The sequence below is a fragment of the Pseudomonas sp. 1L-E-NC-VB-C3 genome, from assembly GCF_057291535.1.
In genome coordinates, this window is record NZ_JBXAWD010000004.1 from 377,096 (window position 1) to 389,356 (window position 12,261).

Annotated in this window: 12 protein-coding genes; 7 read left to right on the forward strand and 5 right to left on the reverse strand. The window is 62.4% G+C overall.

Going from position 1 to position 12,261, the window contains the following annotated elements; translation table 11 throughout:
* Nucleotides 1-67 precede the first annotated feature (67 nt).
* The 5 genes from purT to AC0Z5Z_RS09565 form a co-directional block, all read right to left on the reverse strand.
* Complete coding sequence (gene purT / locus AC0Z5Z_RS09545; RefSeq protein ID WP_150742857.1) at nucleotides 68-1,249, reverse strand: formate-dependent phosphoribosylglycinamide formyltransferase; 1,182 nt, start codon at nucleotides 1,247-1,249, stop codon at nucleotides 68-70.
* 100 nt (nucleotides 1,250-1,349) lie between these two features.
* Nucleotides 1,350-1,817 carry a preQ0 transporter gene (locus tag AC0Z5Z_RS09550; RefSeq protein WP_485610988.1) on the reverse strand — a complete coding sequence of 156 codons (468 nt, stop codon included), beginning with the start codon at nucleotides 1,815-1,817 and terminating at the stop codon, nucleotides 1,350-1,352.
* Between the two features lie 153 nt (nucleotides 1,818-1,970).
* Complete coding sequence (locus AC0Z5Z_RS09555) at nucleotides 1,971-2,186, reverse strand: DUF1289 domain-containing protein (RefSeq protein ID WP_039759143.1); 216 nt, start codon at nucleotides 2,184-2,186, stop codon at nucleotides 1,971-1,973.
* A complete protein-coding gene (locus AC0Z5Z_RS09560) occupies nucleotides 2,183-2,707 on the reverse strand; it encodes a gamma carbonic anhydrase family protein (RefSeq protein WP_016771546.1) in 525 nt (174 codons plus the stop codon). Before AC0Z5Z_RS09560 ends, AC0Z5Z_RS09555 begins: the two co-directional genes overlap by 4 nt.
* A gap of 38 nt (nucleotides 2,708-2,745) precedes the next feature.
* Nucleotides 2,746-3,345 (reverse strand): CoA pyrophosphatase, encoded by a 600-nt coding sequence (locus AC0Z5Z_RS09565; protein ID WP_122610740.1) that lies wholly within the window; start codon nucleotides 3,343-3,345, stop codon nucleotides 2,746-2,748.
* A 147-nt stretch (nucleotides 3,346-3,492) separates the two neighbouring features.
* Between AC0Z5Z_RS09565 and AC0Z5Z_RS09570 the strand changes: the two genes are divergently transcribed.
* The 7 genes from AC0Z5Z_RS09570 (at nucleotide 3,493) to nagE (ending at nucleotide 12,221) form a co-directional block, all read left to right on the forward strand.
* Complete coding sequence (locus AC0Z5Z_RS09570; protein WP_150636236.1) at nucleotides 3,493-4,044, forward strand: NUDIX hydrolase; 552 nt, start codon at nucleotides 3,493-3,495, stop codon at nucleotides 4,042-4,044.
* A gap of 76 nt (nucleotides 4,045-4,120) precedes the next feature.
* On the forward strand, nucleotides 4,121-4,636 hold the full coding sequence (locus tag AC0Z5Z_RS09575) for a L,D-transpeptidase family protein (protein WP_485610989.1): 516 nt from the start codon (nucleotides 4,121-4,123) through the stop codon (nucleotides 4,634-4,636).
* 282 nt (nucleotides 4,637-4,918) lie between these two features.
* On the forward strand, nucleotides 4,919-5,650 hold the full coding sequence (locus AC0Z5Z_RS09580) for a GntR family transcriptional regulator (protein ID WP_056783114.1): 732 nt from the start codon (nucleotides 4,919-4,921) through the stop codon (nucleotides 5,648-5,650).
* Nucleotides 5,651-5,706: 56 nt separating this feature from the next.
* Nucleotides 5,707-6,813, forward strand: coding sequence for an N-acetylglucosamine-6-phosphate deacetylase (nagA, locus tag AC0Z5Z_RS09585; protein WP_460160412.1), 1,107 nt, complete (start codon nucleotides 5,707-5,709; stop codon nucleotides 6,811-6,813).
* Complete coding sequence (locus AC0Z5Z_RS09590; protein ID WP_095180442.1) at nucleotides 6,794-7,816, forward strand: SIS domain-containing protein; 1,023 nt, start codon at nucleotides 6,794-6,796, stop codon at nucleotides 7,814-7,816. Before nagA ends, AC0Z5Z_RS09590 begins: the two co-directional genes overlap by 20 nt.
* Before the next feature lie 152 nt (nucleotides 7,817-7,968).
* Nucleotides 7,969-10,482 carry a phosphoenolpyruvate--protein phosphotransferase gene (gene ptsP, locus AC0Z5Z_RS09595; RefSeq protein WP_485610990.1) on the forward strand — a complete coding sequence of 838 codons (2,514 nt, stop codon included), beginning with the start codon at nucleotides 7,969-7,971 and terminating at the stop codon, nucleotides 10,480-10,482.
* A 23-nt stretch (nucleotides 10,483-10,505) separates the two neighbouring features.
* The gene (nagE, locus tag AC0Z5Z_RS09600) at nucleotides 10,506-12,221 is read left to right on the forward strand and encodes an N-acetylglucosamine-specific PTS transporter subunit IIBC (RefSeq protein WP_485610991.1); all 1,716 of its coding nucleotides are present in this window, start codon (nucleotides 10,506-10,508) and stop codon (nucleotides 12,219-12,221) included.
* The last annotated feature ends 40 nt before the right edge of the window (nucleotides 12,222-12,261 follow it).

Genomic DNA, 12,261 nt, shown 5'->3' on the forward strand with positions numbered 1-12,261 from the left:
CTCCCACAGGGAAATGCATTCCAAATGTGGGAGCGAGCCTGCTCGCGAATGGATGCCGCGACCCGGTTTACAGCTCGACAACAACCGCCTGCGACGCACGGGTCGCCTTGGCGCGAGCAGCCTCGATCGACTCATCCCGCGCCAGCGCCACGCCCATGCGGCGCTGACCGTTCACTTCCGGCTTGCCGAACAGACGCAGCGCGGTATCCGGCTCGCTCAACGCAGCGCCCAGATTGGCGAATGCGGTCTGGGTCGACTGGCCTTCAACCAGAATCACTGCCGACGCCGACGGGCCGAACTGACGGATCAGCGGTACCGGCAGGCCGAGAATGGCGCGGGCATGCAGGGCGAACTGCGACAGGTCCTGAGAAATCAGCGTCACCAGCCCGGTGTCATGCGGCCGTGGCGAGACTTCGCTGAACCACACCTGGTCGCCCTTGATGAACAGCTCGACGCCGAACAGACCACGGCCACCCAGCGCTTCCGTCACAGCTTTGGCAACACGCTCGGATTCAGCCAGAGCAATCGGGCTCATGGCCTGCGGCTGCCAGGATTCCTGATAGTCACCCTTCTCCTGACGGTGACCGACCGGTGCGCAGAACGTGGTGCCGCCAATGTGGCGCACGGTCAGCAGGGTGATTTCGTAATCGAAATCGATGAAACCTTCGATGATCACCCGACCTTTGCCGGCGCGACCGCCCTCTTGCGCGTAATCCCAGGCTTTTTGCACATCATCGGCGCTGCGCAGCAGGCTCTGACCCTTGCCCGACGAACTCATTACCGGCTTGACCACGCAGGGGAAACCCAGGTCCTGAACGGCTTTGCTGTAGTCCTCGAAGGTGTCGGCAAAGTGGTACGGCGAAGTCGGCAGATCCAACTCTTCGGCAGCCAGACGACGAATACCTTCGCGGTTCATGGTCAGTTGCGCCGCACGCGCGGTCGGAATCACGGTGAAGCCTTCGGCTTCCAGCTCGACCAGCGTGGCGGTGGCGATGGCTTCGATTTCCGGCACGATGAAGTGCGGCTTCTCGGCTTCGATGACTGCACGCAGGGCGGCGCCGTCGAGCATGTTGATCACGTGGCTGCGATGGGCGACTTGCATGGCCGGCGCGTTGGCGTAGCGGTCGACGGCAACCACTTCAACGCCCAGGCGCTGCAGTTCGATTACCACTTCCTTGCCCAACTCACCACAGCCACACAGCAATACGCGGGTCGCGGTTGGCGACAATGGAGTTCCGATACGGGTCATCTCAGGTCCTCAAAGGAAGCGGATCATCGAGGAAAGCCACGCAAGTGCGCTTTCCATGGGGAGAAAGCGCGGCATTTTACATGAACCCGAGGGTTTGGCTTCAGCTGGCGACAGCCTGTTTGCGATCACGCCAGGCCATGATCAGCCAGACGGCGGTAACGCCGGCGAACTTCGAGGCCAGCGCGGTGATGATCACCAGCGGCGTCAAGGCGTCGATCATGCCGAAAAAGATGAAGGTATCCAGCGGAATGCTCAGCGCCGAACTGATCCATAGACGGTCGCGCAATGGCCGCTTGGTGATGCTGAACACCAGCCAGTCGATGCACTCGGAGATCGCGAACGCCGTGGCGCTGGCCAGCGCGATGGAAGGGTCGGAGGTGATGTAGGAAAGCACCAGCGCCGCCAGCATCGCCACGATCGCGCCGTGACCGAAGCGGGTTTGCACCATGTCGCGCAGCACGAACACCAGCCCGCCCCAGGCCGACCAGATGATGTCCAGGTGCGGTGCGGTGGAAAAGGCGAAGTTGATCAGCACGACGCTGCTGATGTAGGCGATGAGAAAGATCATGGGGGCGGCCTGTCGATTTGGCGCACAGGTTACTTGAGCGCTGGTATTGCGCCAATAGGTGCGGTGACAGGACCGACGTCTTCGCGAGCAGGCTCGCTCCCACATTTGAATGCATTTCAAAGTGGGAGCGAGCCTGCTCGCGAAAGCGGTGGTTCAGACGCCTGACTTCGCGGGAATCATCCAGACCAATCCACTCGCCTTCGCCCGTTCATGACACAACCCCAGCACCACGCGGCGCTCGTCATTGTTCATGCGGCCCCAGCGGGTGATCTCCGCGACCGTGCGCTGGCACCCGGTACAAACGTCATCTTCGTCCAGCGCGCAGATATTCACACACGGCGAGGCAACGGGTCGTTCAACAGTCGTCATTGTTCCTGCTCGACCAGATCGCGGGCGTAACGCTGCGAGTTATGCACATAGTGCGCGGCGCTGGCTTCGAGCATCTTTTTCTGCGCCTCGGTCAGTTCACGCACTACCTTGCCCGGCGAGCCCATCACCAGCGAACCGTCGGGAATTTCCTTGCCTTCGCCGATCAGGGAATTGGCGCCGATGATGCAGTTCTTGCCGATCTTCGCGCCATTGAGAATCACCGCGTTGATGCCGATCAGGCTGTAATCGCCGACCGTGCAGCCGTGGAGCATGGCGTTGTGGCCGATGGTCACGCCGGTACCGATGGTCAGTGGATAGCCCATGTCGGTGTGCATCACCGTGCCATCCTGCACGTTGCTGTTCTTGCCGATGAGGATCAGTTCGTTGTCGCCGCGCAATACGGCGTTGAACCAGACGTTGGCGCCCTCTTCCAGGCGGACCTTGCCCACCAGTACGGCATTGGGCGCGACCCAGCTCTGTGGATGGGTTTCGACACGGGCGTCGCCCAGGCGGTATTTCATTTTGTTTTCCTCGGGCTCACGGCCGTTCGAACGACGGCTCAGGTATCGATAAAACTTTTCGGCGGTCGGTGCAGGCTGATTTTGGCGTCATAGAGCAGGTTGATCAACTCGACGATCATGATCGCCGTCAGGCCCCAGATCTTGTACTCGCCGTAGCGATAGCTCGGCACGTACCAGCTGCGGCCCTGATAGTCGATGCGATGGGTATGCTCGCGCGGGTCCTTGCGGAAGAATTCCAGCGGTACGCTGAAGACGGCGGCGATCTCGGCATCGTTGGGCTGGTATTCGACAAAGTCGGGAATCACCCCGACATACGGCGTTACCTTGATGCCGTGCAGGGAAATCAGCGGACTCAGCGGGCCGATGACTTCGACCAGACCCGGCGGCAGGCCGATTTCTTCTTCGGCTTCGCGCAGCGCGGTGAAGATCAGGTCCGGGTCTTCCGGGTCGCGGCGCCCTCCGGGGAAGGCGACCTCGCCGCCGTGGGTCGAAAGCCCGCTGGCACGCAGGGTCAGGACCAGTTCCGGTTCGTCACTGCGGGTGATCGGCACCAGCACGGCGGCTTCGGGGAAACGTGCGTCGGTCTCCAGCGTGCGCGGTGTGTGGTTGCTTACCCTATGCAGTAGCTCGTCCAGCATGAGTGTTCTCGATCGGTGCCTTGCTCCGCATCATGCACCAATCAAAGCGAGCGCCCAAGCCCCCGAAACCCGTCGTGTCGCGAAACGACAACTTGCCGACCGGCCCCGCTGCACGCCAAGATAGGCGCAGCATTCAGGAACCCGAGCATGAAATTTTGCAGCCACTGCGGTAACCCGGTCACCCAGCGCATTCCCGAAGGCGACTCGCGGCTGCGATTTGTCTGCGACAGCTGTCAGACCATTCACTACCAGAATCCCAATATCGTCGCCGGGTGCGTACCGACCTGGGGGACGAAAGTGCTGCTCTGCCGCCGCGCCATCGAGCCGCGTCTCGGTTACTGGACGCTGCCCGCCGGTTTCATGGAAAACGGCGAGACCATCGAGCAGGCCGCCATCCGCGAAACCGCCGAGGAAGCCTGCGCCCGGGTACGCAACCTGAGCATCTACACGCTGATCGATGTGCCGCACATCAGCCAGGTGCATGTGTTCTTCCGCGCCGAACTGGCCGATCTGCAATACGCGGCCGGGCCGGAAAGCCTTGAAGTGCAGCTGTTCGAAGAAGCCGACATTCCCTGGGACGAGCTGGCTTTCCGCACGGTCGGGCGTACTCTGGAATGCTTCTTTGCTGATCGGCGCAGCGAGATTTACCCGGTGCGTTCGGAGTCGATTCCGCCACTGGTGCAGCCGGCGATCACTTGAGCTTCGCGGCACCCTGCCGATAACCACACCTGCATCTATCACTATGTGTCTGCGTCATTCTTGGGGAATCGTTTCAATGCGTTGGTTGCTTGCCCTGTTGTGCCTGTCGTTCGTCAGCGTTTCGCAAGCGTCATTCGTGACCACCGTGACGCCCTCGAACACTCCACTGATCGAAAAAGTCCTGGTACTGAAATCGGCCCACCAACTGCAGTTGATTGCCGACGGCAAGTCCCTGAAGACCTATCGCATTTCCTTGGGCAAGGGCGCGAAGAAAGGCCCGAAACTGATCGAGGGCGACAAACGCACACCCGAAGGTTTCTATTGGATCGACTGGCGCAAGACCAGCGAGAAATTCAACCTGTCGATGCACATCTCCTACCCGAACATCAGCGATGCCGCCCGCGCACGTCGTGAAGGCGTCGAGCCTGGCGGGATGATCATGATCCACGGCACCCCGGACTCGGCAGACAACCCGGAGCAGTTGTTCCATACCCTCGACTGGACCGACGGCTGCATCGCCATGCGCAACGTCGACATGCGTGAAGTTTGGAATCTGGTACCGGACGGCACGATGATCGAGATTCGTCCGTAACCTCGACCGCTGGTCACCGCAAAAAAAATAAATCAAAAGATCGCAGCCTGCGACGGCGCCTACAGGGGTGATACCACTCTCAACTGTAGAAGCTGTCGCAGGCTGCGATCTTTTGCTTTTTATAGGCCATCACTAATACCACTTTAAACACTGCCCCCTGAAAACCGCCAATCCATTGGGTCATACGCCGGTTCATCGCGTTGACATGGTATTCAAGTGGTATTAGCTTCCGTTGCACAAGCGAGCCACAACAATCCTATACTCGCGACGGAAACGACCTACATGAACGACCTCCAGCCCCTACGTCCCGACGATTCCCAGCCGACGCCGCTGTACTTGCAACTGGCGCGCAATCTGGAAGCGGCGATTCATGCCGGGCAGTGGAAGGCCGAACAGGCGATGCCGTCCGAGCGCAATCTCAGCGACCAGCTCGGCATCTCCCGGGTCACCGCACGCAAGGCGCTGGAAGTCTTGCTCGAGCAAGGCCTGATCCGCCGCCTGCAAGGCTCGGGCACCTTCATCACCCCACGCCTGGAACAACCTCTGTCGCGTCTTTCCGGCTTCAGCGAAATGCTGCGCCTGAAAGGTTTCGTGCCGAGTTCGAAATGGCTGGAGCGGGAGATCACCCTCCCAACCCACGAAGAACTGATCCGCCTCAGCCTGTCGCCGAATGACAAGGTGGCGCGCATGAAGCGCCTGCGCAAAGCCGATGACACGGTCATGGCGATCGAAATGAGCACCCTGCCCGCGTCGATCATGCCCAGGCCGCAAGCGGTGGGCGATTCGCTGTACGAATACCTCGACGGCATCGGCAAACCGATCGTCCGCGCCCTTCAGCACATCCAGGCAATCAACGCCTCGGACGAATTCGCCGCACTGGTCGGCATCGCCCCCGGCACCGCCATGCTGCTGATGACCCGGGTCGGCTATCTGGAAGACAACACACCGATCGAAGTCACCGACACCTATTGCCGCAATGACTACTACGACTTTGTTGCAGAGCTTCGTAGATAAAGAGCTTCGTAGATAAAGAGCCGCGTCGCTGAGCGCGGCCCCAAGCGAGAACGAAAATGTCCGAAGACAACATCCTCACCGCCAGCGGCTGGGTTCGCGGCCGGCTGATTCACGAACACGGCAAGATCGTGTCGATCGAAGGCGTGCCCTGCGATCCGGCGGCTAACGATCTGCCCTATCTGCTGCCGGGCTTCATCGACCTGCATGTGCATGGCGGCGGCGGCAAAGACATCATGGAAGGCGCCGACGCCTTCGAAACCATCAGCAAAACCCACGTGCGCTTTGGCACCACCTCGCTGTTGGCCACGACCATGACCGCGCCGAGTGCGGAGATTTCCAGCGTCTTGAAAGAGGTAGGAGAATTCTGCGAACAGCGTCCGAAAGGCGCCGCGCGAGTGCTTGGCGTGCACCTTGAAGGCCCGTACATCAATCCGGGAAAACTCGGCGCTCAACCGAACTTCGCCCACACCGCGTTGATGGCCGAAGTCGAAGAATATCTGGCGCTGGCGCCGATCCGCGTCATCACCATCGCCCCGGAAATCGCCGGCCACGATGCATTGATTCGCGAGCTGAGCCGCCGTGGCATCCGCATGCAGATCGGCCACACCCTCGGCAGCTACGAGGAAGGCGTCGCCGCATTGGCTGCCGGTGCCAGCAGTTTCACCCACCTCTACAACGCCATGAGCCCGCTGCATCACCGCGAGCCGGGAATCGTCGGCGCGGCACTGGCGCACGCCAAATACGCCGAGCTGATTCCCGATCTGCTGCACGTGCACCCCGGCGCCATCCGCGTGGCCCTGCGTTCGATCCCGTGCCTGTATTGCGTCACCGATTCGACCGCCGCCGCCGGCATGCCCGACGGTGAATACAAGCTTGGCAGCCACACCGTGACCAAATGCCTGGGCGGCGTGCGTCTGCCCGACGGCACGCTGGCCGGCAGCACCCTGACCATGGATCAGGCCCTGCGCAATCTGGTGAAGATCGGTTTGCCGATCGCCGAAGCCTCGCAGCGTCTGTCGCAATTTCCCGCCGACTATCTCGGCATCACCGAACGCGGGCGCCTTGCCCCCGGCGCCTGGGCCGACTGCGTGCGGCTCGATCGCTCACTCACACTGACCGCCGTCATGGTCGAAGGAGAAGACATTGACTTCAAAAATGCTTGAAGAGGCGCTGTCCTCGTTCGAGGCCGTGCAAGCCCAACTGCAACAGCTCGACGCGCCGATGATCGAGATCGCCGGGCGCCTGCGCCGCCAGCCGCCGCAAGTGGCGATGACCGTCGCCCGTGGCAGCTCCGACCACGCGGCGAGCTACTTCGCCTACCTGACCATGCAGCAACTGGGCGTGCCGGTGGCCTCGTTGCCGATGTCGGTGGTGACCATGCAGCAGGCGCCGCTGAAAGTCAGCGGTCAGGTCGCGTTCGCGTTTTCGCAGTCGGGGCAGAGCCCGGATCTGGTCAACAGCCTGCGCCTGTTGCGCAAGCGTGGCGCGCTGAGCGTGTCGATGGTTAACGCTGCCGATTCGCCACTGGAAGCGGCCTGTGAATTCAGCCTGCCGCTGCTCGCCGGCACGGAAAGCAGCGTCGCCGCGACCAAGAGTTTTATCGCCACCCTCAGCGCCAGCGCGCGTTTGATCGCGCACTGGAAAGAGGACAGCGAATTGCTGCAAGCCCACGATGCGCTGCCAGAAGGCCTGCGCGAAGCGGCTAAACAGGACTGGAGCGTGGCCATCGAAGCCCTGCGCGATTGCGAGCGCCTGATGGTGATCGGCCGTGGCGCCGGTTTCGCGATTGCTCAGGAAGCGGCGCTGAAGTTCAAGGAAACCTCGGCGATTCAGGCCGAAGCGTTCAGCAGTGCCGAAGTCCGTCACGGCCCGATGGCACTGATCGACGAACACTATCCGCTGCTGGTTTTCGCCCCGCGCGGCGCCGAGCAGGCCGGCCTGCTGAGCCTCGCGGCAGAGATGCGTCAACGCGGCGCCCGGGTCTTGCTCGCCGCGCCAGATGACGTGAACGAGCGCGACCTGACCTTGACACGCGCCGAACACCCGGCCCTCGACCCGATTCTGGCGATCCAGAGTTTCTACGTGATGGCCGCAGGCCTGGCCGTGGCGCGGGGCATGGACCCGGATCAGCCGCGCCATTTGAGCAAAGTGACCCGCACGCACTGATAGCCGTTGACGGATGTACTCCCTGTAGGAGCTGCCGAAGGCTGCGATCTTTTGTTTTTTTCACGTAGCGAAAAAACAAGATCAAAAGATCGCAGCCTTCGGCAGCTCCTACAGGGGACATCGAACCGAGATTCAACTGATGAGACCCAGCCATGCCCGACAACAATAAAGAGCTGACCCTCAGCGCCCCGCTCAGCGGCCCGGTGCTGACGCTCGCCAACGTCCCGGACGCGGTGTTCGCCAGTGGCGCGATGGGCGACGGCATCGCCATCGACCCGCTCAACGACACGCTGTATTCGCCCTGCGCCGGCGTGGTCATCCACGTCGCGCGCAGCAGCCATGCGGTGACCGTGCGCGCCGACAACGGCGCGGAAATCCTCCTGCATCTGGGTCTCGACACCGTTGAATTGAACGGTGAAGGTTTCGCCATGCTGGTCAAGGAAAGCGATCGCGTCAGCCTCGGTCAGCCGCTGCTGCGCTATGACCTGGACAAGGTCGGCCAGCACTGCAAAAGCCTGGTCAGCCTGTTGATCCTGACCAACAGCGCGGATTTTCAGGTGCGGCCGATCACCCTCAAAACAGTGAAAGTCGGCGAGCCGCTGCTGCACATCATCGCGCGCAATGTGGTGGCGGCGAATACCGATACAAGCGGCGGGCCTGAGGTTCGTGGCCAAGTGCGGGTCGCTCATCGCGGCGGCTTGCATGCGCGCCCCGCTGCGCTGATCCGTCAGACCGCCCAGGGTTTCAGCAGCCATTCACAGCTGCACTTCAACGGTAAATCGGCGCCGTGCAACAGCCTGATCGGTTTGATGGGGCTGGCGATTGGTGAGCAGGATGAGGTGCAGGTCAGTTGTCAGGGACCGGACGCCGATGCCGCATTGCAAGCTCTGCTCAGCGCATTGGCCACGGCGCTGCCGGACGATCATCACGCGCAAGCGCCGACCACCACAGCCGCGCTGAAACGCCCGGCCGAGGCTGGCGTGTTGCACGGTGTCTGCGCGGCGCCGGGGCTGGTCGCCGGGCCGCTGTTTCGCTTGAACGCGATCACCTTGCCGGCGGATGCGGGCAACCACGATCCGGTGCAACAGCAGCCGATTCTTGAAACGGCATTGAACGCGGTGCGCAGCGAAATCGCCGCCACCCTCGCCCAGGCGAAAAAGCACAGGAACGCCGACGAAGAAGCGATCTTCGCCGCACACATGGCGCTGCTCGAAGACCCGGCCCTGCTCGACGCCGCGCAGCAATTCATCGCGCAAGGCACCGCAGCGACGCACGCCTGGAGTCAGTCGATCGACACCCAGTGCGACATGCTGCAAGGCACCGGCAGTCCGCTGCTGGCCGAACGTGCCAACGATTTGCGCGACCTCAAGCAGCGCGTCCTGCGCGCTCTGCTCGGCGAGGTCTGGCAATACCAGGTTCCGGCCGGAGCCATCGTTGCCGCCCACGAACTGACGCCGTCGGATCTGCTGCAACTCAGTGCGCAAGGTGTCGCCGGGTTGTGCATGGCAGAAGGTGGCGCGACCTCGCACGTCGCGATACTGGCACGCGGCAAAGGTCTGCCGTGCCTCGTCGCTTTGGGCGCGCAATTGCTTGAGCAGCCGCAGGATCAGGCCGTGGTGCTCGACGCCGACGGCGGGCGCCTCGAATTGACGCCAAACGCCGAGCGCCTGAGCGAAGTGCAAGAGGCACAAATCGAGCGCCGGCAGCGCCGCGACAGCCAACAGGCCAAAGCCCATTTGCCCGCTGAAACGCGCAATGGCGTGCACATCGAAGTGGTCGCCAATGTCGCCTCAAGCAACGAAGCGGCAGACGCTTTTGCCAACGGTGCCGATGGCGTCGGCCTGTTGCGCACCGAGTTTCTCTTCGTCGATCGCCAGACGGCACCCGACGTCGAAGAACAGCGCAGCGCCTATCAAGCGGTGATTGATGCCATGGGCGACAAGTCGGTGATCATCCGCACCATAGACGTCGGTGGCGACAAGCAACTCGACTACCTGCCGCTGCCCGCCGAGGCCAACCCGGTGCTCGGATTGCGCGGCATTCGTCTGGCGCAGGCGCGCCCGGAAATTCTCGATCAGCAACTGCGCGCGCTGTTGCAGGTCACGCCGTTGCCGCGTTGCCGGATTCTGTTGCCGATGGTCACCGAGGTCGACGAGCTGCTGCACATCCGCCAGCGCGTTGATGCCTTGTGCCTTGAGCAGGGGATTACCGAGCGCCCGGAGATCGGCGTGATGATCGAAGTCCCCGCCGCCGCGCTGCAAGCCGAGCAACTGGCCGAACACGCCGACTTCCTCTCGATCGGCACCAACGATCTGTCGCAATACACCCTGGCCATGGACCGCGACCACGCCGGGCTGGCGGCGCGGGTCGATGCCCTGCACCCGGCGTTGCTGCGCCTGATCGCCATGACCTGCGAGGGTGCGGCGGTACACAAGCGCTGGGTTGGTGTCTGCGGCGCCCTCGCCTCCGACCCGTTGGCGACGCCGGTGCTGATCGGCCTGGGCGTCACTGAACTGTCGGTGAGCCCGGTGCAGATCGGTGAAATCAAGGACCGCGTGCGTCAGCTGCATGAAGCCGAATGTCAACGCCTGAGCCGCGACCTGCTCAAGCTGGCCAGCGCCGCTGCCGTTCGCCACGCCTGTCATCAACATTGGCCTCTGCGCTAACAAAAACAAAAAGGACAAACGCCATGTACCAACTCTTCATCGAAGGCCTGCAACGCCTGGGCCGCGCGCTGATGCTGCCGATCGCGATCCTGCCGATTGCCGGCCTGCTGCTGCGCCTGGGCGACACGGACCTGTTGAACATCGCGATCATTCACGATGCCGGGCAAGTGATCTTCGCCAACCTGGCGATGATCTTTGCCATCGGCATCGCCGTCGGTTTCGCCAAAGACAACAACGGCACCGCCGGCCTGGCCGGGGTGATCGGTTATCTGGTGATGATCTCCACGCTCAAGGTGCTCGATGCGAGCATCAACATGGGCATGCTCGCCGGGATCGTCAGCGGCCTGATGGCCGGTGCGCTGTACAACCGTTTCAAGGACATCAAGCTGCCGGAGTACCTGGCGTTCTTCGGTGGCCGGCGTTTCGTGCCGATTGTCACCGGTTTTGCAGCGGTGGCGCTGGGCGTGCTGTTCGGCTATATCTGGCCGCCGATCCAGCAGGGCATCAACGCGTTCGGCGCGCTGATGATGGAAAGCGGCAGCATCGGCGCCTTCGTCTTCGGCGTGTTCAACCGCCTGCTGATCGTCACTGGCCTGCACCACATCCTTAACAACATGGCGTGGTTCGTCTTCGGCAACTTCACCGACCCGACCACTGGGGCATTGGTGACCGGCGATCTGTCGCGTTATTTCGCCGGCGATCCGAAGGGTGGGCAGTTCATGACCGGCATGTTCCCGATGATGATCTTCGGCCTGCCCGCCGCGTGCCTGGCGATGTATCGCAACGCGTTGCCGGAGCGGCGCAAGGTGATGGGCGGGATCTTCCTGTCGATGGCGCTGACCTCGTTTCTGACCGGTGTGACCGAGCCGATCGAATTCGCCTTCATGTTTCTCGCGCCGTTGCTGTTCCTTCTGCACGCGCTGCTGACCGGGCTGTCGATGGCGATCACCAACGCCCTGAACATTCATCTGGGCTTCACCTTTTCCGGTGGTTTCATCGACATGATTCTCGGCTGGGGCAAGTCGACCAATGGCTGGCTGGTGGTGCCGGTCGGGCTGGCTTACGCGGTTATTTATTATCTGGTTTTCGACTTCTGTATTCGCCGCTTCAACCTGAAGACGCCGGGGCGCGAAGACGTCGCCAGCGCCGAAAAAGCCGTGCTCTCGGAAACCGAACGCGCCAGTGCGTATATCAAAGCCTTGGGCGGCGCCGAGAATCTGCTCACCGTCGGCGCGTGCACGACCCGACTGCGCCTGGAGATGGTCGACCGCAACAAGGCCTCGGATGCCGAGCTGAAAGCGCTGGGCGCAATGGCGGTGGTGCGCCCGGGCAAGGGCGGCAGCTTGCAGGTCGTGGTCGGGCCGTTGGCTGACAGCATTGCCGATGAGATTCGCTTGGCCATGCCTGCCCTGGGCCGTACAACTTTGGCAGAAACCGTAGTAGTTGCCGATGAGCCGACGACTGTCGCGCTTACCCGCAACGAGGCGCAGCAATGGCTGAATGCGCTGGGCGGTCGCGACAATGTGCTGCAACTCGATTGCATCGCCATGACCCGTATTCGCCTGCAACTGGCCGATGCCAAGGCGCCGTCCGAGGCGCAGCTCAAAGCGCTCGGCTGCCTGGGTGTCAGCCGGTTGGACGGTGGCGTCTGGCATTTGCTGGTGGGGGACAAGGCCGCGAGTTTGAGTGGCGCGATCGAGGCGTTGCTGAGTCGCGGGGAGATCCGCGCGCAGGTTTGATCTGCGCGGGTGGCGGGAGGGCTGGAGCGGGCGCCGAAAA

Bases quoted from the DNA above. Each gene is read 5' to 3' on its own strand.
- purT (WP_150742857.1), bottom strand. From the start codon at position 1,249: ATGACCCGTATCGGAACTCCATTGTCGCCAACCGCGACCCGCGTATTG.
- AC0Z5Z_RS09550 (WP_485610988.1), bottom strand. From the start codon at position 1,817: ATGATCTTTCTCATCGCCTACATCAGCAGCGTCGTGCTGATCAACTTC.
- AC0Z5Z_RS09555 (WP_039759143.1), bottom strand. From the start codon at position 2,186: ATGACGACTGTTGAACGACCCGTTGCCTCGCCGTGTGTGAATATCTGC.
- AC0Z5Z_RS09560 (WP_016771546.1), bottom strand. From the start codon at position 2,707: ATGAAATACCGCCTGGGCGACGCCCGTGTCGAAACCCATCCACAGAGC.
- AC0Z5Z_RS09565 (WP_122610740.1), bottom strand. From the start codon at position 3,345: ATGCTGGACGAGCTACTGCATAGGGTAAGCAACCACACACCGCGCACG.
- AC0Z5Z_RS09570 (WP_150636236.1), top strand. From the start codon at position 3,493: ATGAAATTTTGCAGCCACTGCGGTAACCCGGTCACCCAGCGCATTCCC.
- AC0Z5Z_RS09575 (WP_485610989.1), top strand. From the start codon at position 4,121: ATGCGTTGGTTGCTTGCCCTGTTGTGCCTGTCGTTCGTCAGCGTTTCG.
- AC0Z5Z_RS09580 (WP_056783114.1), top strand. From the start codon at position 4,919: ATGAACGACCTCCAGCCCCTACGTCCCGACGATTCCCAGCCGACGCCG.
- nagA (WP_460160412.1), top strand. From the start codon at position 5,707: ATGTCCGAAGACAACATCCTCACCGCCAGCGGCTGGGTTCGCGGCCGG.
- ptsP (WP_485610990.1), top strand. From the start codon at position 7,969: ATGCCCGACAACAATAAAGAGCTGACCCTCAGCGCCCCGCTCAGCGGC.
- nagE (WP_485610991.1), top strand. From the start codon at position 10,506: ATGTACCAACTCTTCATCGAAGGCCTGCAACGCCTGGGCCGCGCGCTG.